Source organism: Helicobacter sp. 10-6591 (assembly GCF_003288805.1).
Lineage (GTDB): Bacteria > Campylobacterota > Campylobacteria > Campylobacterales > Helicobacteraceae > Helicobacter_F.
In genome coordinates, this window is record NZ_NHYK01000023.1 from 1 (window position 1) to 24,675 (window position 24,675).

Sequence of the window (24,675 nt, forward strand, 5' to 3'; positions counted from 1 at the left end):
AAATCTTTACAATCATTGTCTTTGAGTAGATAGACGTAAGCACCGTTATTGTCAGGTAAAGATTCTAAAATGTCTGTATTGAGAATCTCTTGTGTGTGGTTTGTATGTGGGATTGGAGTAAAATCTTGGGCAAAAAATCTTATCTGGCATTTTGTAGAAAGTCTGCCAAGCGTATGCGCGATAAATTCCGCGTGCGGGTGGAAATAGAGGTCTCTGCCTAAAAGCAGAGCAATTGGTTGGGAATCTTTATACTTGTTTAAAAACGCCAATTCCTCCTCTGAAATATTGCATTCGCTTGCGATATAACCAATATCAATATTTTCTAGCAAATCCCCGAGTGTATGCGCAAGCAATGCACTCACACCATGTTCTGTGCCGATTTCATAGCGAAAATTGTGTCCCTGTGCAAAAAATGGGTGCAAGACAACACCACGAGATTCTAATAACTTAGAGGCAAGTGGCGCATACAATCCATAGCTTAAAGCGCTCTGAAAATGTGTGCGATCAAACTCATGCAAACTCATAGGCGTGCTATAAACGCTAAGGATACTAAAAAAGGCTTTCATCATTTTGCTACCTTTCATGTAATGGGTGTCTTAGTGAAGCGTATTAGATGAGATAGAGAATCTGCATTTTCTCTTACCCCAATTCTATGTAAGTAAATCCCGATTCTTGACTTATTTTAAAGCAAATCTGTCCATACTCATGGTGCAGGCTATCTGGTCAGTCTTTAAGGTTTGTATAAAGTGCTTGCACATCATCATCATCTTGGATTCTCTCTAGAAGTTTTTCTAACTCCATAATTTGTGCTTCATCAAGTGTGATTGGATTTGTTGGGATTCTCTGTAGGGTCGCTTTTCTGAGCGGTATACCCAGAGATTCAAAGCCCTCATTTAAGCTTCCAAAATCTTTATAATCTCCATATACGACTACAAATTCACCATCATCATCACTTCTCACTTCAATCTCTTGTAAGCCATAATCAATAAGAGTGAGTTCTAATTCACCCAAATCTTGTTGTGGTTTCTCAAATGCAAAAACACTTTTGCGCTCAAACATAAAATTTAAAGACCCATTAGGCACTATCTGTGCTCCAGGGGTTTTATTAAAATAGCTTTTTATATTTGCTATCGTGCGTGTAGGATTATCGGTAGCACATTCAATGAAAATCAACACTCCATTAGCAGTTTTGCCTTCATAAGTCATTTCATATAGTTGTTCGTCTTTGCCGCTTGCTCGTTTTATCGCTGCGTCAATATTATCTTTTGGCATATTTTGGGCTTTGGCATTGGCTATCGCTGTACGCAGTCTTGCGTTCATGCTAGGATCTTCTCCTCCTGTCTTTGCTGCGAGTGTTATAGCTTTAGCAAGTTTTGGAAAAACCTTACTCATCTTATCCCAACGTTTTTCTTTGGCTGCTCTACGATATTCAAATGCCCTTCCCATAACACACCCTTCAATACTTTGATAACACCTAGTTGTACGGCTTTATTTCAGAGTATTCATACTAATCAAACTTCTATAAGAAAAAGTTTAACCCCGAATCTAGCTGATTTTTTATTGCAACAATTTAATAAAAAATATGTAAAAAGTTGCTATCATAGCCGTTTGTTGTTTGGATAAAAATTTCCTCAATAAGGAGAAAAAATGAGTAAGTCACATATTTCTATAATACTTGCAAGTACGCTTGGCTTAAGCGTATCTTTAAGCGCAGAAGTTACACCTTTTGGTTTCTTGGGTGCATACTATTATCAAGGTCTGAATAATATGCCAGCTTTCACTTCAAACAATAAAAGCACTCAAGCAGCTTATAGTGCAATCGTAGGGAATCTAGGGGTAGACATAGGTTTGAGTAATACATTAAATTTTGGTCTTGGACTTTGGGGTGCATTTCCTGTATACCAAAATTATTTATACAGTAATAAAGGAACTCCTGTAGGCAAGAAGCATTACTGGCAAAACTATGATGTATCAGATATCTATCTTAAATACGATGATAAGGCCGTCTCTGTTATCGCAGGACGCTTTGATGTAGGTAGGTTTTATTTGGACAATTCTAAGAATACCGGAAAAAAAGGAAGTTCCAAAGGTGCACAAGCGTATTCAGGTTTGGATTGGCTCTATGGACATATCCAAGGGGCAGCATTCAATGTTAATGCACGAAATTTTGGAATCTGGGGATTATGGATGAATTCAAAACTCGGTGTGTATGGAAACCAAAATCGTATGTCCTACGAGATGGCGCACTTTAATACTTTCAGCTCATACAAAAACACTCACCCTGGAGAAGTATTTATGGGTGGTATAGACTTAGACTATGACACTTTTAAATTCAGCCCTTTCTTAATGTATGACACCAATTATAGGTGGTTCAATTACCAACAACGTAACGCAAAAACTATATTAAGTGCAGGGATGAAAGCAGTACTTAGCGTTCAAGGTAGTAAAGGCATAGATTCAAACACTACATTACGAGTGTTGTGGCAAAAGTATGAAATAAATAAACAAGCCCAAAACTCTCTCATTCTTTGGATCGATGAAGAGGTTATCATTTCTAATATTTTTAAGGTCGGTGCAGGATATATTAAGACAGGAAAACACAGAACACTCCTCTATGGACATGACAATAGTAGATTCTATGGGTATCGTGGAAACGGCTGGTATGGCACAAATCCATTTAGCTACTACGGTAATGCAGGCATTTGGTATATCTTTGGTGGGATTAAGCCAGATTCTAAATTAGAACTTGATTTGCTTTATGCTGGTGGGAGCTATTCAGAGCTTTCTGTGGTTGCACAATTCAGAATCTATGGAGAGAATAATGGTACAAATGTTAAGATTGGTGGCGGTTTTGTGAGCTCAAGAGCATCGCTTAAGGATATAGAAAATAACGGTATAGATTTCAATAAGCGCAGAAACAATATCATTGCTTTTGTAAAAGCTTCATTTTAAGAGACATCCCCTATTGGGCTTTTGATGAGCCTAACTTAAGCCGAGCATCATTAGAATGCTAGGCTTGTTCGCGGAAGTGGCGAAACTGGCAGACGCACTAGACTTAGGATCTAGCGCCGCAAGGCATGGAGGTTCAAGTCCTCTCTTCCGCACCAGTCTTTCTTCATCCTTTTTTAACTCTAATTTGAAATTTCTAGAAGTACTTTAGCTCTTGTGAGTAGCTGTTCTCTAGTGTTTGAAAGCTTTTCTTGTAAAACCTCATAAAAAAGTCCCTGTAAGACCTTGCCAATTTTTTTGCTCTCACATACACCAAGCTTTTTTAGGTCTTCTCCATTTACACAGAGATCTTTTATCTCTAAAACTTGACACAAATTATCTTTATTCGCATAGGCATAAGAGCAAAAAGCAGGCAAATTTTTTGCTTTCTGACACGTTTTTAAAAGTGTATAAAAATCTCCAATATTCTCTCTTCCCAGTGCAATAAAAAGCTTTTTGATATCCAATTTATCAAAACCATTTTGCTCAAATCTCTGTGCTTGTTTGTATGTTTCCAAAAGACCCAACACCTGCAAATTAAAGTTTTTTGGATATTTAAGTTTGTTTAAAGTCTTGTCTACAACATAATCTGTAGTAAAACTCCCAAAAATCAGCACAAATCGCACAACAAGATTCTTTGGAGCATATTTTATAAGTCCTAAGTTGCGTCTATAAAAAAGCGTTGTGTGATCTTGCAGATGTGAACTAGAAGCTTGGGAGAATTTCACAAAAATAGTCCAAAAGATTTCCTCAAACTCTGTTAATACGTAAAAAATATATTTTCCTAGAATCATTTTGCTAAGTTCGCTGTTTATACGCTCACTGCTCAAATACAACAAAAGGTGAGCATTTGAAAAAATTGCTCTTTTCGTATCGGGGTGTATTTGAAAACCTAGAGTAGCACGGAATCTGATGGCTCGCAAAATTCGCAAAGAATCCTCGCTAAAGCATCTATTTGCATCCCCAATACAGGCTATTTCACACTTTTGTAGTGCTTGTAATCCATCTACATAGTCAATGATACCGACTTGATGCGTATAAGCGAGTGCGTTGATACTAAAGTCACGCCGCAATACATCTTTTTGTAAAGTTTTCGCAAAACTCACAGAACTTGGCTTCCGATAATCTTTGTATTCTCCTTCTGTGCGGAAAGTAGTAATTTCAAAGACTTTCTTATCTTTTGCCAGACCAATACAACCAAAGCGCATCGCAAAATCCACAATCTTAAAATGCCCATTGTGTGAAAAAATCTCTATAATCTCTTGAGGCGTGGCATTTGTAGCTATATCCCAATCTTTAACGCGTTTTTTTAAAAGCCTATCGCGCACGCATCCACCGATAATAAAAGCATCAAAACCAGCATTTTGTAAAGAATCTAAAATCATACATACAGCAAGTGGCAGTCTTAGCTGGAATGTTGGGTGAGCGTTTTTAGAATCACTACAAGATTCCATTTTTATCCCTTATATATAAACCTCTTTTGCAGGAGGTACAGAGTAGGAAGAGTGGTAGAGTTTTAAAAGAGCGTATAGCTGCTCTAGATTCCCTGTGCTATCTCACATAGACTTTCATTTGCAGCATTTATCGCACTATCTATGTCTTTTTCAGTCATAGGGGTGCAAATAAATCCTGTCTCAAATTGCGAGCAGGCTAAATACACACCTTTTGCCAGCATCTTTTCGTGGAATTTTGCAAACAATAAATTATCAGCTCTTTTAGCGTCCTCAAAGTTTCTCACTTCATGAGAGCAAAAGAAAAACCCAAACATAGAACCGCATACATTGGTTTGTATAGGAATATTGGCTTGTTGGCTTGCGGCTTTAAAACCTTCAAGTAATCTTTTTGCTAAAAATTCCAAGTGTGAGTAAATCTTTGGGTTCTGCTTGAGTGTAAGAAGCGCGCATAGTCCAGCACTTACTGCAAGAGGGTTGCCACTTAATGTGCCTGCTTGATAGACACCGCCCAGAGGTGATAGGAGATTCATTATTTCATCTCTACCACCAAAAGCTGCCAGAGGTAGCCCAGCACCTATCACCTTACCAAAAGTCACCATATCAGGCAAAACATCATAAAAGCCCAATGCACCCTTCAGCGAAGCGCGAAAACCGCTCATTACCTCATCAAAAATCAGCACCGCGCCAAACTCATTGCAAAGCTTGCGTAGAGAGTACAAAAACTCTTTATCCGCAGGCACTAACCCCATATTCCCAGCAATTGGTTCTATAATCACACATCCTACGCCACTGCCTTTATTTGCACTCTCTTCAAAGCAGCTTCTCACAGAATCTATATCGTTGTAACGCGCTACTAAGGTATGCCTGCTCAAATCATGTGGCACGCCTAGTGAGCTTGGAGAGCCAAAAGTCGCACAGCCACTCCCTGCACTCACGAGCAAACTATCAGAGTGTCCATGGTAGCAGCCCTCAAACTTTATAATGTCATCTTTACCGCTAAAGCCTCGCGCAAGTCTTATAGCACTCATCGTGGCTTCTGTACCAGAATTTACCAAGCGCACTTTGTCGATATTCTCATACACAGCTATTATTTCTTTTGCTAGTGCAGTCTCAAGCTCTGTAGGAGCGCCAAAGCTTGTGCCATTTTTGAGCGCACGGAGTATGTGAGATTCTATATCTTTATGGCAATGTCCAAAAATCAGTGGCCCCCAGCTTTGGACAAAATCGATATATTTATTGTCGTCCTCATCATAAATATATGCGCCCTCACCTCTTTTTATAAATCTTGGGGTTCCAGAGACAGCGCCAAAAGCGCGTACAGGAGAATTCACCCCGCCTACAATCACTTGCTTTGCTTCATTGAAGTTATTGATGCTATTGGTAAGATTCATGTCTGCCTCTATATAGTAGGAATTGTTGCTACGCTGTATTCAATCCCTTCTTCTTCTGCGTAATCCTCTAAATTTAGAATCTCATAAGCTTTATCGTCACTTAAAATTTTCTCAGTCAAAAGATGATTGAGTTTGTGGCTTCCAGCAAAAGCTATATAAGTCCCAATCAAAGGCATGCCAATAAGTGCCATATCGCCAATAGCATCTAAGATTTTGTGACGCACAAATTCATCTTTGTATCGCAAACCTTCTTTGTTCATGATTCCATTTTCATCCAGCACAATACAATTGCTCAAATCCCCTCCCTTAGCCAAACCCTGCGATCGTAAATAATTTACTTCGCTTAAGAATCCAAAAGTGCGAGCGCGTGCTATCTCTTGGATATAAGCTGAAGTCGAGAACGTGAATTTGTATGCCTGCTCTTTGATTGCTTGGTGTGGGAATTTGATAGCAAAATCAAAGATTGTCTTATCGCTTGGCTCCACACGTACGAATTTATCGTTTTCTTTGACTTCTATAGGTTTTTTGATTCCAATTGCACGCTTTGATGCGTTTTGTTTGATGATGCCTGCTTCCTCTAAGAGCATACAATACCCGATAGCACTTCCATCCATGATAGGCACTTCTTCGTTGTCAAGTATGATTTTAAGATTGTCAATCCCATGTGCATGGATGGCAGAGAGCAAATGCTCTATTGTAGAAACGCGTGCTTCTCCCACACCTAGGACGGTAGCCATAGTTGTATCTACTACATTTTGGGGTTTGAGTTCTATGCTTGCGCCCAAATCACTACGATAAAAGATTATCCCGCTATTTTCTGCTAATGGTTCTAAAGTCATTTTTACAGGCACTCCTTTGTGCAGCCCTATACCTACAAGCTCGACTTTTTTACCAATAGTTTTTTGTTTCATTGCAAACACTCCTTAAAAATATTGCATTTAATATACCGCACATTCATTATAGATAGAATCTCTCTCTACAGGGAGAAATCCTGCGTTTTTGATTTGGTAGATCAGCTCATTTTTTGGGATTCCATTTTTGCTCTTAGCACCTGCGGCAGACTGTATGCTTTCTACCTCAATCGTCCCATCCAAATCGTCAGCGCCAAACTCTTGAGCTACAAGCGCAAGATTTAACCCCAAAGTGGCCCAGTAGGCTTTGATATGAGGAATATTATCTAATACAATGCGCGCAATGGCGATAGTTTTTAAAATCTCTTGTCCTGTAGGAAATGAATCGACTTTAAGATAATTATTTTCTCTCTGGTATAAAAGCGGGATAAATGCATTGAATCCACCAAGTTTTGAATCCACACGGCTTTTCTCGCTTTGTGCAGTTTTTAGTTGCAACATATGATCAAGTCTGTCTATTTTGGATTCTATATGTCCAAATAGCATGGTTGCATTGCTCATTTTCCCCAGTGAATGCCAGTATCTATGGATCTCTAGCCAACGATTGGCTTTGACCTTGCCCTTGCAAATATACTCGCGCACTTTTGGTGCAAATATCTCCGCACCGCCTCCAGGCATAGAATCTACGCCATTTTTTGCCATATCCTCAAGCACGTGTTGATAGTCTATGCCAAATTTTCTTTCGATAAAATCCACCTCCGCTGCGGTTAAGGCCTTTATATGTATATCAGGCAAGGCTTTTTTTATCTCTCTAAAAACATTCATATACCAATCATAAGTGTAGTTTGGATTGTGACTTGAAACGATATGGAGTTCTTTTGCACCGTTTTTAGCAGAAGCAATCGCTTGGATGAGAATCTCATCAATGCTCATTTCATAAGGATTGGGATTCTTTCTGTGTGCGGAAAACGCGCAAAACTTACAAATATCTGCGCAAATATTACTGGGGTTGATATGGCGATTGACATTGAAGAATATTTTTTTTTGGTATTTTGCTTGTCGGATAGAATCAGCAGCCTCACCAAGTGTGAATATATCAAGCTCATAGAGTTTACTTAGCTCTTGCGCGCTCAACTCCTCACCACTGAGTGCTTGTTCTAAAATTCTTTGCATCGCTAGCTTCCTTACATATAGCTAAAGTGCGCAATTCTAGCGCATATTCTCTAATAATATGTGCCAACGAACTTTTAGAAAATTCCGTTAGAATTACCCCTTGTCTAACAAGTATGTATTGAGGTTATATGATGATTTTTAAGAAGCCTTTTTTCTCAAAACAAACAAAGCGCAAAATTTTGCTTCTCATAGCACCCTATCTTATATGGTGCGTGCTATGGATATTGTATTGTCTTACGCGCCATAGATTTTATATTGATACCAAAAGCTTGCATTCCAATTTTGTAGGTGCGTTTTGGCACGGCGAATTTTTAATGCTTCCCTTTATTTATAAACAACTCAAAAAGTATATGAAAAAAGGGCAAAAAAAAGAGGTCTATATCATCCATTCACAGCATTTTGATGGTGAGATTCTTGCGAGATTGTGTCGTTTGTTTGGATTGTGTGGATTGAGAGGCTCTAGCTCAAAAGGCGGGCTTAAGGTGCTAGTAGATTCTATAAAAGTCCTAGAATCTGGTGCTAGCATAGGAATATCTCCCGATGGACCAAAGGGGCCTTATCATTCTATTGCTAATGGTTGTATTGCTATGAGTATGAAAACAAATGTAGCAATTCTCCCGATAAGAATTTTGTTTAGTGATTATTGGGAGTTAAAAACATGGGACAGATTAAAGATACCAAAGCCTTTTAGCACAATCAGTTACCATGCATTAAGCGCACTGAGTTTTGAGCCAAACCTCCCGATAGAGCAGGCCAAAACCCTTTTGAGCCAACGCCTTTCAAGTAAAAATTTTGATATGGAAACCCAAACACTCAAAGCACAAGTCTTTGGTGGCTGATCAATTTTTGCTAGCTTAAAACTCTACACCGACATTTAGCCCTATGATGTGTGTTTTATTTCTTGGCTCTACAAATTCTTTTGACTGTGATTGTCTGTCCTTTGCTGTTTTGACATCAGAATCTTGCAAATGCCAAAACTGGTAATACAATGTGCTAAAAAGCGAGATCTGATTATTTGGGGCATAGCTTAGCTTGAGCGCATAATAATATCCATAGCCTTCTTTTTGATTAAGCAATATATCGCGGTCATAACGTATATCAGTGAGATAGGTTTTGTTCCAAGCTTTGAGCATGAATTGGTTTTGTGCGATAAAAGTGAGGGTCATATTTTGTTTGAAGTTAAGGCTTGCATTGACGCCCAAAATATAATAGAGGTAGTGCTGGTCACGGCGATAGGATACTTTGTCTTTTTGGTGATGGAATCGATAGCCTAAACCTGTATCGATTCCAAAGTCCAAAAATCCACTGTTAATATGCGGAGCTAGCATATATTGCGCGAAGTAATAATAATCTTTGGAATCTGTGGCATACGGTGTACCATCTTGGAGTTGGCCATCGTATTTGGTATTGATACTTGTGTAATACCCGCCGCTAATATTATGAGACAGAATTGGGTTGTACTTGTGAGAGATTTTTCCTTGTATCCCACTCATAAAACCAGATATCTTCATTATTTGGTGCGCTCTTTGGTTGTATTCGCGATAGTCATAGTAGTTCAAGCCACCTTCTATTTCATAGGTGATAAGAGAATCTTTTGCACCAAAAGCTGTAGTAGTAGATAAAAGAAACAAAAATATTCGATAAAAAACTTTCATAAATCAATCCTTATAAGTTAGAGAAATTAGTTCCAAAAAAAGGACGCGGATTATAACTCACTAATTTAATACCAGTCTTATTTTTGTAGGTTTTCTTGCTTTTCTTGGAGTTCAAAATAAAGCATAAGTTTAGAATCCAAAGCACTTTGTAATTGGCAAAGCTGCTCTGCTAATGTGCTAATTCCTTTTGTCTTATACACCTCTGGTTTGCTTAAGTCATCATTGATGCAGGCAATCTGCTTCTCTAATGTCGTAATTTCATCAGGCAGATTCTCTAAGAGTAGAGACTCCTTGTAGCTTAGCTTCGTGGTTTTTTTGGAATTCACAGGCTTTGTCTGTGTGTGGGGTTTTGTGGTGTTTTTTACTGATTCTTGCTCTAAGCTGTGTAATTCTTTCAGATAAAAATCTAGCTCTAAATATTCACTGTAGCTGGTATAGCTTTCGCTCAGAGAGGCATTTTCCCCATAAACTAGTAGCTTTGAGGCAAGCTTATCGACGAAATATCTGTCATGGCTCACGAAAATAAGCGCACCATTAAACTCTGAAAGATACTCCTCTACAATGCTAATGGTAGCGATATCTAAGTCATTTGTAGGCTCATCAAGCAATAGCACATCAACTTCTTTGGTAAAAAGCAATGCCAAAGCCACGCGCTTTTTCTCCCCACCACTAAGAAAGCCAATCTTTTTGTTCAAAAACTCTTTTGGAAAAAGGAAATTCTTAAGATAGCCAAAGATATGCATACTTTTGCCTCTTACCTCTATACTATCTCCACCATTTGGACAAAATGTCTCAAATAAATCTTTGGAATCATCCAAGATATCCAAATGCTGATCAAAGTAACCTATGCGGATATTGCCGCGCTTTATTACCCCACCACTAGGTGTAATCTTCCCTAGCAAAAGCTTTAAGAATGTGCTTTTCCCGCTGCCATTTTTACCAACTACAGCGATCTTTTCACCTTGCAAGATTCTTATACTAAAGTCTTTTAGTAGTGTTTTGCCATACATATCTTTGCTGAGATTTTCAATCTCAAAAAGGCATTTTTTGGCATTCTTACCCTCGCTCCTGTTGAAATGCTTTTTTTGCCGCTGTATCTCTAAGCGCATCTTGTTGATAATACTAGGATTTGTTTTTGCCTCCTCTCTTAATGACAAGAGGCGATTCTTGCGTCCTTCATTGCGTTTTACTCTAGCTTGTACCCCGCGTCTTAGCCACTCTTCCTCTCTTTTGAGCGTTTTTAGAAGGTTTTGGTGTATTTTGCATAAAGCACGCAGTTTCTCCTCTTTCTGTGCTAGGTAGCTTATGTAGCCTCCATCATAGTTCTCTAGCTTGGCATTTTCTACCTCGACTACTCGTGTAGCGATATTTTCTATGAAATACCTATCATGACTTACAAAGACAATGCTTAATTTGCTCTTTTTTAGAAAACTCTCCAAAAAACCTACCATTTCCGTATCAAGATGGTTTGTCGGCTCATCTAAAATCAATAAATCTGCGCTTGTCAAAAACAATCTGCACAAAGCTATTTTCTTTTGTTCTCCTCCACTAAGCGAAGTTGCCAGTCTATCTCTGAATTCATGCAAGCCAAAGTTTTCAATAACCTCAGAAACTAGAGATTCCAAATCCCAAGCATTATGCTCATCGATGAAATTACTCAAGTTTGCATATTCTTCCAAAATAGAATCTGCGCAAGATTGCAGAGTCTGTTGGATTGCACTCAGTCTGGTATGGGCGGCTTTCAAGTCATTCAATCCTTCCTCTATAACTTGAGCTACACTAAAGTTTGGAGGAAAGTTTAGGCTTTGCTGTAATGTAAGTATTTGCAGATTTTTGCTTACCACTCGCTCACCAGCATCTGCTTCTAAAACACCAGCAAGCAGGCCTAAAAGAGTGCTTTTGCCACTCCCATTTTTGCCAATAATGGCGATTCTCTCACCCTTTTGGATATGAAAATTAGCATTGTCTAAAATAATTTTGTGGTTGTATTGCTTGCGCACATTGAGAAGATTAAGGAGTGTCATAGGTAAGAGTTTAAAACTCTAAATTATTGATTTGGTTAAATTTCAGCAATACAAATTTTATGTCCTTATTGATTTTAGAAGATGCACCAGCTTGCAGTATGTCTTTTGGATTCGTCCTTTTCAAATCAGAATCAATAAAGCATATTTCAAATTTCATGCGATTGACAGCTGTAAAATACTCAATCTCTTTTGCAAAGATATACACGCAATTGATTTTGGATTTTGCAAAAACTTTCATTTTCAGATCCAGTCTAAATGCCTCATTTTCACTAAAAATCACATAATTTTTGTAGCTCTTGCTATACCGCTTGTAGTAGTTGTACATGACCGTATCAAGATTGCTCATTTTTTCTTTATTCAAACGTGCAATGTGATGTCCTAAAAATGTAGCAGCACAAAAGGGTGTGTTGATATTTTGTCGAAAAAAGATGTTTTTGATTGCTTGAGATGATGTGCTCAAGCTATAAATTTTGTCGTCTAAAAGAGTAGCTGAAATGTCCAGAGCTTCTTTTGTTTGCTCTATAAGAATCTTATATATCTGTAAAAAAACTTTCTCAAAAATCTTGAAGTTATCTTCCACAAACTTATTGCTCATATCTTTTAAACGCGCTACGAGTGATTGTATAGCTTGAGAATCATTTGTTAATTTTTTAATATTTTTTTCTAATTCGTATTTTCTATTATTTAAAACTCCTTGGTTGCCTGTTTTGGAATCCAGTTTTGTTTGGATTGTTTGTAGCTCCATGGTATGGCTTTGGATTTTATTTTTTATCTGCATATCTTTTTCGCCAAATGCCTCAATAGCTTGTAAGACACTTTGATAATTGTATTGCTCATCTAAGAATGCTGCTTTGTAGATTTTTTTGGCACTGATATTGGCATTTGTCTTAAAGTAGTTATAAGAATACTCAAGTCGTGCAATGACTTGCATTTCAGAGGCAAAATTATCCATAATCTCATGTTTGTCATTTGCAATAAAATAATTCATAGCTTTTTGTAAAAATGGCTTTAAGATGATGTAATTAAGTTTTGGTAAATCATTACGACTGGATGATTGCTGTATTTGCTCAAGGTATGAGATTGCATTAAATCCATCGCGAAAAAAGCTCTTTATACAATCTTGGTGTGTTTTGTCCAATCCGATTTCTACGAGTTTAAAATAATTTGTGTACATACAAATTTTTCTAATAATGTTTGCTTTTATTTGCGCTTCTTTTGCCTTAAGTTCCTCGTCAGTTTTTGTGCGCCAAAAATCAATTTCTTTGATTACAGAATTTTTGGGGAAATCCTGATAACTCGATGCTCGGCAATCCAGTATCGTATAGCCATTATCACTACATCGAAACTCGACAAATAAACCGACTTGTGGAAGCATTTTTGGATCATGCCAGCTAGTAGCAGGTAATTCAAAAATTTTTTTTGAGGCATTTATCACTGTACCACTTTTGGTTCGTACAGAATACCTTGAGATTTTTCCGTGCATTAAGATCCTCAAAAAGCATTGAAAATGTGCGATATAGTAGTATATTTAAGCTTTTAAGAATCTTTATTATGCTTATTTTCAAGGCTTAAATATGTGCTTGGTATAACTTGGTGTAAAGGATTCCCCATAAAAGACAAAAACACTTATTCTTACAAAATCTATATTTATATAGCCTGCAATATTCTTATAATCTTTTTATTTCTTGCCACAATCATTGGCGAAAGTGGGGCTGTTGGCGTTATAGGAAGAAATTTTGCGAACTTTAATACCAATCTTTTTGGGTATCTTGCTTATATCTATCTGCTTTTTTTTCTGTATCCAGCCTATCGACTTTATAAAGATCCCCATTTAAACTTCCGAAAAATAGAATTGAGTATAGCCGGGCTACTTGGATTTGCAAGCCTTTTACTCATACAGTCATTGCTATTTGCAAGCGGGGTTTTTGGTAACAATGTTGTATCTTTTTTGCAAAGATTGATTGGGAATTTTGGCGTGTGGATATTAAGTTTGGGTTGTTTGTTCTTATCAATCTTTGTAGCTATACAGAGCAAAGTAGATGTTTTGGTGGAGTATTTAAAAAAACAATCCAAAAAATATGCCAAGAAGAACTGGGAGTTTTTATGTGCCTTTGTGCAAAGAGCCTTGCGGTTTGCAAAAGATTCCATTGCTTATTGTGTCAAGAGACTCCATAAGTTTATGGATTTTGTCATAGCGGCCTATCATAGGAGACAAGAAAAGTTAAGAATCGCCAGAGAATCGATGATTCAAAAAGAGCAAGAAAGACTAAAGAATCTCCAAGCTGTGCAGAATCTTACAGAAATAAAAGAGGTCTATGAGCCTGCTAAGTTAGAGTCTTTGAGCCATACCACACAAGAGCGTGCAGATACTTTCCAAGCACAACTAGACCGACATGCAAACCAAGTCATACACGAAACTACGAACAATGCAGATGCTCAAAATAAAACTCCAGAGCACGATGCAGCATCCGAAGAATCTGATATACAAATAGTCCCAAACACCGAACTTGATGCGCAAAGATTCTTGCAAGAGCAAATCAAACATTTTCAGACTACACATGCCCAGTTGTTGCAAACTGATGTCTTGCAACCTCATCTCTCACAGCGTAAAGAAGAGCATTTTGATCTTATAGAAGAAATTACTCTCCTTAGGACCAATGAGCCTTTATCTACACAAAAACCTCAGATAGCAGATACATTTGCATTGCATAAGACTTTTAAGCATTTGCATTTGGACAACATGCCAAAAGCACCTCTTGATATACAAAGCATTATCCAAGAGATTCCCCAAACCCCTTTGGTCACAGAAATACAAGAATCTACAGATACTCAAAACGACTTAGAAGAATCCCAAGAGAAAATAAAAACAGAGCCAAAACAAGAGACAAAAGCAGAAGCACAAACACAGACAAAAGAGGAGGTTCAGGTTTCTATTAAGTTGGATTCTACAGAGCCAGATTCTTATCAGCCAAGCACACCAGAATCTCAGCCAAGTGATGGGCAACTTCCCGATACAGAAAGCCAGACTTTCATAGCTCAAGACATACCCAATATTCAACAAGACTCACATAGCCCCATCCAATCGCCTGATTCCACACGCACACTTGCTATACAAAGCGAGACACCCACACAATCTGGCAACACACCGGCTATAGATTTGCGTTCTACCCAAGTGGTGCCATCACAGGAGCAGCCACCTATGCAGCACACAATATCTATACAACCAGAACAGAGCGCGCCAAATACTTCAGGTCAGAGTGCGCAATCTCAGCAAGACGGAAAAACACACACAATAGTGCGTGAGCTTGATGAAAACACTCAATTGCTCAAAAACTTGGATTTTGGCAAAACACTCACTCCGCTCAATTTCAAACTTCCGCTTACAAGCCTTTTGAATCAGCCTGATGGATTCAAAAACCAAGTTGATGAGGTAGAAATTGACACAAAAAGCGAGATTTTGTTAGCCAAGCTTAAGACCTTCAAAATTGATGGTGATGTTGTGCGCACCTATAGCGGACCTATTGTTACGACTTTTGAGTTCCGTCCAGCACCAAATGTCAAAGTCTCAAGAATTCTCAACTTAGAAGATGACCTCGCACTTGCACTTTCTGCCAAATCTATAAGAATCCAAGCTCCTGTACCAGGCAAAGATGTTGTAGGAATAGAGATTCCAAACAACAAGACAGAGACAATTTATTTGCGTGAAGTTTTAGAATCAGATCTCTTTAAAAGCACGACCTCAAGTCTTACACTCGCTTTTGGGAAAGATATTGTAGGTAATCCCTTCGTCCAAGATCTTAGAAAACTCCCGCATCTATTGATTGCAGGGACGACAGGAAGCGGCAAAAGTGTTGGGATAAATGCGATGATTCTTTCACTCCTTTATAAAAATTCTCCAGATAATCTGAAGCTTATGATGATAGACCCAAAACGTGTGGAGTTTTCTTTGTATGCGGATATTCCCCACCTTATCACTCCTATTATCACTGATCCAAAAAAGGCCATCAATGGCCTTATAAGTGCAATGCGTGAAATGGATAGACGTTATGAAAAAATGAAAGATATGCGTGTCAAAGAGATTGAGAGCTACAACAAAAAGGCAAAAGAGGAGGGTGAGGAGTGTTTAAGCTATTTTGTGATTATCATCGATGAGCTAGCAGACTTGATGCAGACTTCAGGCAGAGAAGCCGAAGCACCACTAAGCAGAATCGCCCAAATGGGCAGGGCCTGTGGTATCCATCTCATCATCGCTACACAGCGTCCAAGTGTAGATGTAGTAACCGGCACGCTTAAAGGCAATCTCCCTTCGCGCATAAGCTATAAGGTAGGTAGCAAGGTAGATTCGAAGGTTATCTTAGATTCTGTAGGAGCAGAATCACTGCTAGGCAAAGGTGATATGCTCTTTAAAATCTCTGACACAATGATTAGGCTCCATGCTCCTTTTAGCACAGAGGAAGAAATAGAGCGAGTCGTAGAATTTATCAAGTCACAAAAGCAGCCAGAATACGACAAGAGCTTTTTGCTTGATGATAAGGAAAGTATTCTTGCAGATAAAGCAGAGCTGCAAGAAGATGGAGATATGCTAGAGCAGATAAAGCGCTTTATGCTTGAGAGTGGCAATACCTCATCAAGCAGCGTCCAAAGACGATTTTCTATAGGATTCAATCGTGCGACAAATTACGTCGAGCAGCTTGAAAAAGAAGGTTTCCTTTCAAAGCGTAATGCCAAGGGAGTGCGCGAGATTATAGGAGCATAAGACTTGGTCCATCATTAACAAGATCACGATGGATGCCAATATTCATCACATACTAGCGTCATGTTTGAGAGTGTGGCATAACTGAAGCGTACCCCCCAAGCGGTTACCCCAAAAATATTTATACCCATCAGGTATTTTCCAAATTGGATTCCATGCTTGTAACATTTCCACAGAGGACCATTAAAAAAAAAAAAAAAACTTAAAGAATCTTTGCTTCTTTGCTCGTTTCTAAATCTTGCAGAGTGATAGTATCGCCGCTTTGGAGTTCTTTGAGACTTATGACTTCATCATTCTTACGTATTTGTGCAAAGCCCTGCGCACAAATACTTTGCGGATTGATTGCTTCAAGTGTGTTTGTGAGAGTATTTAGATGTGCGTATTTGCGCGAGAAGATATTTTGGGATTCTTGAAAAAGCAGGGGAGATAATAATCCAATATGGTGCTTTTTTGTCTGCAAGATGTTGTTTAATGCCGAATCTAGAGTACTCTTGAGATGATGAAGCGCTAAAGTGCGCAGAGTGTTTTTGGATTCAAAGTTTTGCGGATTTAAGAGTTCTTGTGTTCGCTGTAAGGAAGCGCTCTTGTGTTTTATAACCTGTGAGAATGCGCAATGCAGAGAATCTAACATTTCATCTAATCGCAAGAACCACTCGTTTTTGTCGGGTAATAAAAGTTCCATAGCCCCACTTGGTGTAGGTGCACGCACATCAGCGACAAAATCTGAAATAAGCATATCGCTTTCATGTCCTACCGCGCTCACTATTGGCGTTTGTGCATGGAATATAGCCTCAGCTACAACTTCTTGGTTAAATGCCCATAAGTCCTCTATGCTTCCGCCACCTCTGCCTATGACTATCACATCATAGGCTTCTGGCGTCTTATGAAAGCTATCGATATAAGCAATGTTTCTTGCGATGGATTCTGCTGCATCTTTGCCTTGCACTAAGGTATCGAGCAAATGGATTTGGCAGAGATTCCATCTTTTGGTAGCAATTTTAAGCATGTCATGTATTGCTGCGCCAGTATTTGAAGTGAGGATGGCGATTTTCTTAGGAAAAAGCGGGAGTTTTGCACTTTTATCAAAATATCCCTTAGCCTGCAGTTTGTTTTTGAGCTCTTGATAGGCTAAGGCTAGCTCGCCCAAGCCATCTGGAGTGATGTTTAAGACTTGGATTTGGTATTCTCCACGCGGAATATATACGCTTATACTTCCATTCACAAGAACTTTTAAGCCATTTTTGGGTTGGAATCTTAGTGAGAGTGCGTTGCCTTTAAACATCACACAGCGGATCTGGGAATCTTTGTCTTTGAGTGAAAAGTAGATATGTCCGCTGCTATGGATTGTAAGATTGCTAATCTCGCCCCTTACACACACCTGCAAGAAAGTGCTTTCTACCAATGCTTTGAGTTGAGCGTTTAATTCACTCACACTTATATTCATTTGGTGCTCACTTGATATTCATTTTCTTTTTATATTCATTCATCGCAGATTCAAACTTACTGAGGAAAAATGGATTTTGTCCGACCATATATTCAGTAAACATCGTGAGCTGCTTATTGGTTAAGTGGGTGATAGCGCGAGAACATACTTCATTGAATGCATCATCATCATTGCTATAAATGCTCTCTTGTATCGCCCTTGAGTATTTGAGGAATATTTTTCTGTCTTGATCATTTTGGCGGTTATACTCAAGCATCTCTTGGTGCATCTCTTGGAGATTTTCTAGAGGGATGCTTTTCAGATAGTTTTTAGTGTAAAGACCAGTGAGCGTCATGATTTTTGCGACAAGTTCAAGTTTTTCTGCTGTATTGTCATAATAATCTTTGTAGGTTGCATACATAAGATCTGGCATAAAATCTTGGATAATAAGAAGTTTTGTGCGAGCCATAATAAAAACTTGTTGTTTTGTGCTGGGATCTATCAGTTTATGGATGGTTTCATTCAATAAAGCGAGATTCTCTCTTTCTTTCTCGTAATGGTCTCTTAGCATTATAAATTCTTGCACTGGTAGTTCTTTGATGTGGTCATTGATTTGTGAAAGTAGTATCTCTTGGAATTGGCGGTAGGCTATGCGCGAGATTCTCTGGATTTTATGTGCGGATTGGTTTTTGGTGATTGCTACAAGTATGTCATTGATTTCTTGGTAGCTCAATTCTTTGTAGCCTTCAAGCAATGCTTGTATCAATGAGGAGACGTTATTAAGACTGCTTTTGAGTTTTTGTTTGTAACTTGTTATGTGTTCAAAATCTACCAGAGAGGAAATTTTGAGATTCTCTTTATTCTCGTTTGAAATAAATACATTGATAAATTGTCTCACGCATTTTGTGTATGCTTCATGTAGATCTTCAATATCCATACTATCGAGGCTTTCTTTTGTATAGCCATACTGCTCTAGGAGCATTATCATCGTAGGTTTTGATGCCATCTTGGGTGGTAGCATTAGATTAATCCTTGTGTATCTAGGTGATTGCGCTGTAATGTATGATAAACATGGAGCATATCAATATGCTCATCTTCGTCATGGACACGTAAGATATTTGCACCATTTTGGATTGCTAGGAGATGCAGGGCTAAAGTAGCGCTTAAACGTTCTTGCGGTTCTTTTTTTGTAATCTCGCCAAGCGAGCTTTTCCTACTTGCACCAAACAATAGAGGATAGTTAAAGTATTTAAAGTGCTTGAGATGAGCGGTAAGTGCGAGATTTTGCTGCAAAGTCTTAGCAAACCCAAAACCAATATCTAAAATGATTTCTTTTCCTCCAGCCTGGAGAATCTCTTCAATTTTTTGTGCAAAAAACATACCTATTTCTTCAAAGATATTTTCGTACTGGGTAAAGTCTTGCATATCTTTTGGTGTACCTTTTGAGTGCATGAGGATGGCGATTGCATTATAGTGTGCATTGATCTTGCTCATAAGCTTGTTTTTGAATCCGCTCACATCATTTATGATTTTAAATCCATGTTTGAGTGCAAATTCTGCAGTTTGTGGATTGTAAGTATCGATAGAAAAAAATGCTTTATTCTCAAGATTTTGTGTTTTTATCTCAGAACATACTTCTTGTAAGCGTGAAATTTCTACATCAGATTCTATAAGATCGCTTCCTGGACGCGAGCTTGCCGCGCCTATATCGATGTATTTTATACCCTTTTGCAGTAGATTATAAATACGCTCTATTGCTTGCCTGCTATTTTTGCGGCTTTTGTGATAAAAGCTATCGGGTGTAATATTGATAATAGCCATAATTTGCTGTAGCGAATCATCGAGTGCATTTTGCAAGAGAGTGCCTGGAGTGTGCATTCGCCTGCTATTTGAGCGGGCGTTTAAGTGTAAGGAGAGTTTGTGTGCGACTTCTTTGAGTCCAAAATCTTGTTTTTTGAGTTTTGCACAAAGTATCAAGAGAGCGCTTTTACTACCAAAAAGCAGGCCAAGCTTTTGACCCTGATAGAGAATCTGCTCTTTTGGGGTAGCATATTCTGCACCCACACTTAATGCTTCTTGTTTGAGAATCCCGCTTGCTACATATGAGAGACCTTTAATTTCAAAACATAACAACTCGAGTTTCTTGCCCATAATTTTTTGGCCTTGCGCATCTGCACCTACATATTTGAGTGCATTTAGAGCTAAAGTAGGTGAAAGAAGTGTGAGATTCACATTCTGGCCTTTAAAACAGCGGAGCGGACTTTTAAGAGAAGTGGCGCAAATATAAGATTTTCTCTGACAAAACAATCTGCTTGTTTTATGGCTTTGTCAAAAGCTTGCAAATCTTGGTTTCCAAGAGGAATCTGGTGCTTGTGTGCGCTTAGAAGCAGAGCTTGGATTCTCTCTTTGACTTCTTGGACGCTCCTGTGTTGTTTGTTGCAGTCTTGCAAAAAGTTATAAATCTGTTTGAGATCAAGCTTACACAAGTCTAGCTCCAGTCGTGGCAGCTCTTTATGGTCTTTGTAAGTGATTATTCGCAGACGCGAGATTATTGTCGGTAAAAGGGCATTTTTACTTGGCGCAATCATTATGAATTGTGTATTAATAGGTGGCTCTTCTAAAATCTTAAGTAAGGCATTTTGCGCTTCTATGCGATATTTTGGCGCACAGAGAATAAGTGTTTTGACTTGAGAGCAAGCTATGTATGCATGGGCTATCACCTCTCGTGCATTGTCGATTTTAAACTCTTGTTCTTTTCCATTTTCATCTCTTGGGTATAAGATACGCAGATTCTCTTTGTCTTTGTTGTGTGTAAGATTACTAAGTACCTCATTAAAATTCGCACATATATGAAGCTCACCGATAAAGAACTCTTGCTGGGTTTGCATGGTTAAGGCTCTATACTGAGTTGTCCTAATATTGCTGCGCAAAATGCCTGCTCAAACAACCTATAAAGCTGCAAAAGTTTGAAATCTAGCAATTCATCAGCAGAGCTTAGGGTTAAGGTATTTGGCAAACGCTCATCAAGTAACCATACAAAAGAGTTGTCTCTAACTAGCGCAAACTCGCTTCTTGTAGATTTTTTACCAATATACCAAAAGGCATAATTTTGACAAAAGGAATTATCTAGCATCTTAAAAATCGAAAGAAATCCTCTATCTTGCGTATCTCGGAGTGTGGAATCTATAATAAATCCGAGCGAATTTATTTCAAAAATCGAAAAGAATGGTCGGGTTTTGTTGGGTAAGTTGATACTTTGGGTTATGTAATCCCCAAACCATTTACGTGCAGAATCTGTCAGAACGATAAAGCTGCCACGCGAAAATAAATGTCTTAGTGCCTGCCTGAATAGTGGTGTGAGCTCTAGTCTTCTTTCTTCTAGCCAGCCACTCATTATTCCTTTGTTATCTTCTGCTCGTATAGCTTTAAGTAGCCATATATCAAGATTCTCCATGGCGACTACTTATCGAGATGGTATACATCATGCAGTGTGCGTACTGCAAGTTCTGCGTATTTGATATTCACCACCATTGATATTTTTATCTCGCTCGTGCCAATCATCATAATATTAATATTGTCTTTTGCAAGCGCATTGAATGCTGTACTAGCCACACCGCTGTGGGATTTCATACCGACGCCAACAATTGAAACTTTAGCTATATCACAATCATATTCTATGCTTTGGACATAATCATGAAATCTATCTAGAACTTTTTTAGTCAGTTCCACTTCAGTTTGGGGTATTGTGAAGTCAATGTCAGTTTTCCCGTCTCTACCAATAGTTTGGACTATCATATCCACATTGATGTTGTTTTGGGCTAGAGCACCAAAAATCTCAGCAGCGATGCCTGGGCGATCAAGCACATCTGCAATGCTTACTCTCGCCTGATTCTTATCAAGTGCTACACCACTTACGATTGGCTTCTCCATTATGTCCTCCTCATTGGTAATTAGTGTGCCTTCGCTTTGGCTAAATGAATTTTTAGAAACAAGCTTTACTCCCCACTTTTTGGCTAATTCTACAGACCGATTCAATAATACTTTTGCCCCCATAGAAGCAAGCTCTAACATTTCGTCATAGCTTATCCTTTCGATTTTTTTTGCTTTGGATTCTATGCGCGGATCAGTCGTATAGATTCCGTCCACATCGGTGTAAATCTCACACAAATCTGCTTGAAGTGCGCCAGCAAGTGCGACAGCAGACAGATCGCTGCCCCCACGCCCTAGTGTAGTAACCTCGCCATTTTCATCTACACCTTGGAATCCAGCTACTACAACGACATAATCTTGCTCTAAGAGTTGGCTGATCTTTTGCGTATCTATATGTTTGATGCGTGCTTTTGTATGCATGCTCTCGGTGACGATCCCAGCCCCGCGCCCGCTAAGTGAAATAGCTTTTATCCCTTGTGCATTAAGGGCTATAGCTAAAAGTGCACTTGTTATACGCTCTCCAGAGCTTAATACCATATCCAGCTCCCTTGTATCAGGGAGCTTGCTAAAAAAATGTGCGTATTCTAATAATCTGTCAGTTTCCCCGCTCATTGCAGAGACTACAACAACAAGAGAGCATTTTTTTTGTTGTTTTGTTTGTATGATGCGATCTCTCACATTTTGGATTTTGTCACACCCACCCATGCTTGTGCCACCATATTTTTGCACAACCAACATTCTTACCCTTTGTATAAATTAAGCGCGCAATCATAAAACAACAATGCTTAATTTTCAGGATTAGGCAAGTATAATGAGGCTCAAGAACGCTTATATAAGGAATATCAGTGAGAGCGGATTGTAATCCAAAAGATGTACGCCATCTTATCCGGACAAGTGACTTTAGCAATGAAGAAATTCTCTCTATTTTCCAAAAAGCCTTGTATTACAAATCTCTTATTCTTAGCCAAACTCCTACACATTTTCCATTGAAAGATAAGAAGGTCATCACAATCTTTTTTGAAAATTCTACCCGGACACTTTCAAGCTTTGAATTGGCTGTCAAAAATCTCGGTGGCGAGATATTGCGTCTTGATGTATCAAGGAGTTCAACCACTAAAGGTGAGACAATTTCTGATACTGCAGCAAATCTCAATGCGATGAAACCAAATGCTATTGTTATACGGCATAAAAATGCAGGGGCTGGATACTATTTGAGCTCAAAAGTAAATTGTCCCATACTTAATGGTGGTGATGGTGCACATTCTCATCCTACGCAGGCATTTTTAGACTTGCTTACCATTATTGAGCATTTTTGTCTATCTCAAGGAAGCATGGGGTATGAATCTCGTGATTTTTTCAATATTTGTATGCAGATTCTCCAGAACAAAAAAATTGCTATTGTAGGTGATATTACAAACTCTCGTGTAGCAAATAGCAATATTGAGCTTCTTACACGTTTTGGTATGGAAGTGATTTTGGTCGCTCCACCACATTTTTTACCGAAGACTACTCTTAAGACAAGTTATAATTTGAAAGCAGTGGCAGATTCTGTAGATGTGATAATGAGTCTGAGGACACAGACTGAACGGCACAATCAAGTTATTTATGGTTCACTTAAAGATTATGCCAGTTTATTTTGTGTTACAAAGGAAGTGTTAGGGGATAATGATTGTATCGTTTTGCATCCAGGACCTGTTCATAGGAATATTGATATTGATGATGAAGTGTTAAAAGATCCGCGTTCTAAGGTCCTGGATCAAGTTACAAATGGAGTATGTGTTAGAATGGCAGTACTGGACTTTCTCATTTGTTAAGTGTGTAATTTTGTGTATTTTCATAATTTTTGATTACTTAAAATTGTGAAATCTTGCAATTCTTACCATAATATTGTCGTTTCGATAGTTTGGGATTTGATAAAGCCTGTAAAAAAAAAAAAAAAACAACTTAAATATTTTGGAGGGGAATGTATGAAGGGTCGTTTTAAGTATTATAAACACGCCGTCAGAATTGCTGAAACTTCGCCAGAAATTTTGAAATTTTTTGATAAAGAGTGTGTGCGTATCAATGACCTAGTTTCTCATGCAAATCTTGGGCATTTGAAACAATATGCTAACAATCATGATTTAGGTTTTTATGTGGTTATGAAGAGTGCAGAGGGCTTAAGAATTGGTTCATATTTTGAAAAAAGAGTTTTACGCAAACTCAAGATGGCTTATGATAAAAAAGGTTTTAAAAGTAAAAATATGGAAGTAGTGTGGTCTTCGCTGAAAGGGTTGTTTTAAAGAATCATTATCAAGGGGGTGAGGTTTATGGAATTGAATTTTGAATTTGAATCGCTTGGTTCTAGTAAAGGTATGGCTGAGAGACAGGTAAAAGTTATGTTAAATGCAGAATTTGTGATTAGTACAGATGAGATTAGTTTAGAGGACTTAGAAGAGGAGTTAAGAGAGCTTTTAGAGAAATACAGTATAGAGTAGTTTTTATGCTTGACTTGGGTGCCTTGGATTGATTAGAATCCGATGTTTCATTAAACGGCATCGGATTAATGATTTTTGGGGTTGAAAAGAATTTCGACAGAAACTGGATTGCTTAAGTGCATGTGAGCTGACAAGCTCTAAAACTGTCGCATTGAATTAAACGCAAACAACACAAATTACGCTCCAGCTTACGCAAAAGCCGCGTAAGTTTATAACTCCTTTGGAGCCGATAGAAATAGGGTTTCTAGCGCTTTGTCTTCTATCGTAATCTTGCTAGATGCTTGCTTTAATGTATTCGGTTGGAGCAAAAAGATTAAGAATTGCTTATTTGGCGGAGTTTGGAGATTTACTTGCCAAATAAAAAGATAAAAAATCTCGTCTAAACATGTAGATTCTTAAGAGGGTTTGGTTTTTGGACTGGGGTTTGATTCCCCACAACTCCACCATTTCTCTTCCTCCTAAAACTCCAATCCAACATTAAGCGCAGCATTAATCCAAGAATAATCTTTAGCAATTTCATTTGATAGCTGCAATCCTGCAAAGTATTTTTTCACAC

20 protein-coding genes, 1 tRNA gene, 1 other RNA gene and 1 pseudogene are annotated in these 24,675 nt (G+C 38.4%); 8 read left to right on the forward strand and 15 right to left on the reverse strand.

Annotation, left to right across the window (positions count from 1 at the left end; all coding sequences use genetic code 11):
• Positions 1 to 569: pseudogene (locus CCY97_RS07195) on the reverse strand (hypothetical protein); the annotation flags it as partial.
• Between the two features lie 154 nt (positions 570 to 723).
• Positions 724 to 1,446 (reverse strand): YebC/PmpR family DNA-binding transcriptional regulator, encoded by a 723-nt coding sequence (locus tag CCY97_RS07200; protein WP_112064797.1) that lies wholly within the window; start codon positions 1,444 to 1,446, stop codon positions 724 to 726.
• Between the two features lie 201 nt (positions 1,447 to 1,647).
• Between CCY97_RS07200 and CCY97_RS07205 the strand changes: the two genes are divergently transcribed.
• On the forward strand, positions 1,648 to 2,952 hold the full coding sequence (locus tag CCY97_RS07205; RefSeq protein ID WP_112064798.1) for a hypothetical protein: 1,305 nt from the start codon (positions 1,648 to 1,650) through the stop codon (positions 2,950 to 2,952).
• A 70-nt stretch (positions 2,953 to 3,022) separates the two neighbouring features.
• A tRNA-Leu gene (locus CCY97_RS07210) sits at positions 3,023 to 3,107 on the forward strand.
• Between the two features lie 24 nt (positions 3,108 to 3,131).
• On the opposite strand, the gene CCY97_RS07215 is transcribed toward CCY97_RS07210, so the two are convergent.
• From CCY97_RS07215 to mqnE, 4 genes are all read right to left on the reverse strand, one after another.
• Positions 3,132 to 4,442 (reverse strand): hypothetical protein, encoded by a 1,311-nt coding sequence (locus CCY97_RS07215; protein WP_112064799.1) that lies wholly within the window; start codon positions 4,440 to 4,442, stop codon positions 3,132 to 3,134.
• Positions 4,443 to 4,525: 83 nt separating this feature from the next.
• On the reverse strand, positions 4,526 to 5,833 hold the full coding sequence (gene hemL / locus CCY97_RS07220) for a glutamate-1-semialdehyde 2,1-aminomutase (RefSeq protein WP_112064800.1): 1,308 nt from the start codon (positions 5,831 to 5,833) through the stop codon (positions 4,526 to 4,528).
• An 8-nt stretch (positions 5,834 to 5,841) separates the two neighbouring features.
• Positions 5,842 to 6,744, reverse strand: a complete 903-nt coding sequence (lpxC, locus tag CCY97_RS07225) for a UDP-3-O-acyl-N-acetylglucosamine deacetylase (RefSeq protein ID WP_112064801.1) — start codon at positions 6,742 to 6,744, stop codon at positions 5,842 to 5,844.
• A gap of 27 nt (positions 6,745 to 6,771) precedes the next feature.
• A complete protein-coding gene (gene mqnE, locus CCY97_RS07230; RefSeq protein ID WP_112064802.1) occupies positions 6,772 to 7,857 on the reverse strand; it encodes an aminofutalosine synthase MqnE in 1,086 nt (361 codons plus the stop codon).
• A 128-nt stretch (positions 7,858 to 7,985) separates the two neighbouring features.
• Between mqnE and CCY97_RS07235 the strand changes: the two genes are divergently transcribed.
• Positions 7,986 to 8,696 (forward strand): lysophospholipid acyltransferase family protein, encoded by a 711-nt coding sequence (locus tag CCY97_RS07235; protein WP_258457095.1) that lies wholly within the window; start codon positions 7,986 to 7,988, stop codon positions 8,694 to 8,696.
• Positions 8,697 to 8,711: 15 nt separating this feature from the next.
• Here the strand turns inward: CCY97_RS07235 and CCY97_RS07240 are convergent, their stop codons facing one another.
• The 3 genes from CCY97_RS07240 to CCY97_RS07250 all read right to left on the reverse strand — a co-directional run bounded on the left by CCY97_RS07240 (position 8,712) and on the right by CCY97_RS07250 (position 13,019).
• Positions 8,712 to 9,512 (reverse strand): hypothetical protein, encoded by an 801-nt coding sequence (locus CCY97_RS07240; RefSeq protein ID WP_112064804.1) that lies wholly within the window; start codon positions 9,510 to 9,512, stop codon positions 8,712 to 8,714.
• 77 nt (positions 9,513 to 9,589) lie between these two features.
• The gene (abc-f, locus tag CCY97_RS07245) at positions 9,590 to 11,536 is read right to left on the reverse strand and encodes a ribosomal protection-like ABC-F family protein (RefSeq protein WP_112064805.1); all 1,947 of its coding nucleotides are present in this window, start codon (positions 11,534 to 11,536) and stop codon (positions 9,590 to 9,592) included.
• 10 nt (positions 11,537 to 11,546) lie between these two features.
• Complete coding sequence (locus CCY97_RS07250) at positions 11,547 to 13,019, reverse strand: hypothetical protein (RefSeq protein ID WP_112064806.1); 1,473 nt, start codon at positions 13,017 to 13,019, stop codon at positions 11,547 to 11,549.
• Between the two features lie 93 nt (positions 13,020 to 13,112).
• Between CCY97_RS07250 and CCY97_RS07255 the strand changes: the two genes are divergently transcribed.
• Complete coding sequence (locus tag CCY97_RS07255) at positions 13,113 to 16,292, forward strand: DNA translocase FtsK 4TM domain-containing protein (protein ID WP_112064807.1); 3,180 nt, start codon at positions 13,113 to 13,115, stop codon at positions 16,290 to 16,292.
• 199 nt (positions 16,293 to 16,491) lie between these two features.
• On the opposite strand, the gene xseA is transcribed toward CCY97_RS07255, so the two are convergent.
• Genes xseA through CCY97_RS07285 form a run of 6 tightly spaced genes read right to left on the reverse strand, consistent with a single transcriptional unit; the run spans position 16,492 to position 22,380 of the window.
• Positions 16,492 to 17,733: an exodeoxyribonuclease VII large subunit gene (gene xseA / locus CCY97_RS07260; protein ID WP_112064808.1), complete on the reverse strand. Its 1,242-nt coding sequence runs from the start codon at positions 17,731 to 17,733 to the stop codon at positions 16,492 to 16,494.
• A 7-nt stretch (positions 17,734 to 17,740) separates the two neighbouring features.
• Positions 17,741 to 18,733: a hypothetical protein gene (locus tag CCY97_RS07265; protein WP_112064809.1), complete on the reverse strand. Its 993-nt coding sequence runs from the start codon at positions 18,731 to 18,733 to the stop codon at positions 17,741 to 17,743.
• Entirely contained in the window at positions 18,733 to 19,944 is a 1,212-nt protein-coding gene (folP, locus tag CCY97_RS07270; protein ID WP_258457096.1) for a dihydropteroate synthase, read from the reverse strand. Before folP ends, CCY97_RS07265 begins: the two co-directional genes overlap by 1 nt.
• The gene (locus CCY97_RS07275) at positions 19,941 to 20,600 is read right to left on the reverse strand and encodes a DNA polymerase III subunit delta' (protein ID WP_112064810.1); all 660 of its coding nucleotides are present in this window, start codon (positions 20,598 to 20,600) and stop codon (positions 19,941 to 19,943) included. The genes folP and CCY97_RS07275 overlap by 4 nt, the downstream gene beginning before the upstream one ends.
• 2 nt (positions 20,601 to 20,602) lie before the next feature.
• A complete protein-coding gene (locus tag CCY97_RS07280) occupies positions 20,603 to 21,166 on the reverse strand; it encodes a HobA family DNA replication regulator (protein WP_112064811.1) in 564 nt (187 codons plus the stop codon).
• A gap of 5 nt (positions 21,167 to 21,171) precedes the next feature.
• Positions 21,172 to 22,380: an aspartate kinase gene (locus CCY97_RS07285; protein ID WP_112064812.1), complete on the reverse strand. Its 1,209-nt coding sequence runs from the start codon at positions 22,378 to 22,380 to the stop codon at positions 21,172 to 21,174.
• Between the two features lie 107 nt (positions 22,381 to 22,487).
• Between CCY97_RS07285 and CCY97_RS07290 the strand changes: the two genes are divergently transcribed.
• The 4 genes from CCY97_RS07290 (at position 22,488) to ssrA (ending at position 24,565) form a co-directional block, all read left to right on the forward strand.
• Positions 22,488 to 23,456 (forward strand): aspartate carbamoyltransferase catalytic subunit, encoded by a 969-nt coding sequence (locus tag CCY97_RS07290; protein WP_112064813.1) that lies wholly within the window; start codon positions 22,488 to 22,490, stop codon positions 23,454 to 23,456.
• Between the two features lie 96 nt (positions 23,457 to 23,552).
• Positions 23,553 to 23,924, forward strand: a complete 372-nt coding sequence (locus CCY97_RS07295) for a hypothetical protein (RefSeq protein WP_146744526.1) — start codon at positions 23,553 to 23,555, stop codon at positions 23,922 to 23,924.
• Between the two features lie 27 nt (positions 23,925 to 23,951).
• On the forward strand, positions 23,952 to 24,119 hold the full coding sequence (locus CCY97_RS08300; protein ID WP_181562862.1) for a hypothetical protein: 168 nt from the start codon (positions 23,952 to 23,954) through the stop codon (positions 24,117 to 24,119).
• Positions 24,120 to 24,196: 77 nt separating this feature from the next.
• Positions 24,197 to 24,565: a transfer-messenger RNA gene (gene ssrA, locus CCY97_RS07300) on the forward strand.
• Positions 24,566 to 24,675: the final 110 nt, after the last annotated feature.

Bases quoted from the DNA above. Each gene is read 5' to 3' on its own strand.
- CCY97_RS07200 (WP_112064797.1), bottom strand. From the start codon at position 1,446: ATGGGAAGGGCATTTGAATATCGTAGAGCAGCCAAAGAAAAACGTTGG.
- CCY97_RS07205 (WP_112064798.1), top strand. From the start codon at position 1,648: ATGAGTAAGTCACATATTTCTATAATACTTGCAAGTACGCTTGGCTTA.
- CCY97_RS07215 (WP_112064799.1), bottom strand. From the start codon at position 4,442: ATGGAATCTTGTAGTGATTCTAAAAACGCTCACCCAACATTCCAGCTA.
- hemL (WP_112064800.1), bottom strand. From the start codon at position 5,833: ATGAATCTTACCAATAGCATCAATAACTTCAATGAAGCAAAGCAAGTG.
- lpxC (WP_112064801.1), bottom strand. From the start codon at position 6,744: ATGAAACAAAAAACTATTGGTAAAAAAGTCGAGCTTGTAGGTATAGGG.
- mqnE (WP_112064802.1), bottom strand. From the start codon at position 7,857: ATGCAAAGAATTTTAGAACAAGCACTCAGTGGTGAGGAGTTGAGCGCG.
- CCY97_RS07235 (WP_258457095.1), top strand. From the start codon at position 7,986: ATGATGATTTTTAAGAAGCCTTTTTTCTCAAAACAAACAAAGCGCAAA.
- CCY97_RS07240 (WP_112064804.1), bottom strand. From the start codon at position 9,512: ATGAAAGTTTTTTATCGAATATTTTTGTTTCTTTTATCTACTACTACA.
- abc-f (WP_112064805.1), bottom strand. From the start codon at position 11,536: ATGACACTCCTTAATCTTCTCAATGTGCGCAAGCAATACAACCACAAA.
- CCY97_RS07250 (WP_112064806.1), bottom strand. From the start codon at position 13,019: ATGCACGGAAAAATCTCAAGGTATTCTGTACGAACCAAAAGTGGTACA.
- xseA (WP_112064808.1), bottom strand. From the start codon at position 17,733: ATGAATATAAGTGTGAGTGAATTAAACGCTCAACTCAAAGCATTGGTA.
- CCY97_RS07265 (WP_112064809.1), bottom strand. From the start codon at position 18,733: ATGCTACCACCCAAGATGGCATCAAAACCTACGATGATAATGCTCCTA.
- CCY97_RS07275 (WP_112064810.1), bottom strand. From the start codon at position 20,600: ATGCAAACCCAGCAAGAGTTCTTTATCGGTGAGCTTCATATATGTGCG.
- CCY97_RS07280 (WP_112064811.1), bottom strand. From the start codon at position 21,166: ATGGAGAATCTTGATATATGGCTACTTAAAGCTATACGAGCAGAAGAT.
- CCY97_RS07285 (WP_112064812.1), bottom strand. From the start codon at position 22,380: ATGTTGGTTGTGCAAAAATATGGTGGCACAAGCATGGGTGGGTGTGAC.
- CCY97_RS08300 (WP_181562862.1), top strand. From the start codon at position 23,952: ATGGAATTGAATTTTGAATTTGAATCGCTTGGTTCTAGTAAAGGTATG.